Source organism: Streptococcus sp. HMSC034B03 (assembly GCF_001838575.1).
Lineage (GTDB): Bacteria > Bacillota > Bacilli > Lactobacillales > Streptococcaceae > Streptococcus > Streptococcus anginosus.
This window is the reverse complement of sequence record NZ_KV837635.1, coordinates 1-309: the sequence shown is the minus strand read 5'-3', so window position 1 is coordinate 309 and position 309 is coordinate 1. Positions and strand designations below refer to the sequence as shown.

The 309-nt window shown below is 39.2% G+C and carries 1 tRNA gene; it reads right to left on the bottom strand.

The annotated features are described in order from the left end of the window. Window positions 1-166: 166 nt before the first annotated feature. Window positions 167-240: transfer RNA gene (locus HMPREF2634_RS07820), tRNA-Pro, on the bottom strand. Window positions 241-309 lie beyond the last annotated feature (69 nt).

Genomic DNA, 309 nt, shown 5'->3' with positions numbered 1-309 from the left:
TTTTTTCTGTCTAATTTTTGGGGTGCAGATCAAGACATCCTCTCTTGATATTAAATTAGACTAACCCGCTAGACAATTAATATCGATGAAAAAAGAAAAAGGGAGAGACGAATCCCACCAGATACTAAAAACTAATATTTATTTAAAACATACATCAATCAATTAATCGGGAAGACAGGATTCGAACCTGCGACACCTTGGTCCCAAACCAAGTACTCTACCAAGCTGAGCTACTTCCCGTATGGATAGAAAAACCGAAACCTTCAGACTTCTTCTCTATGCACCCTAGAGGAGTCGAACCTCTAACCG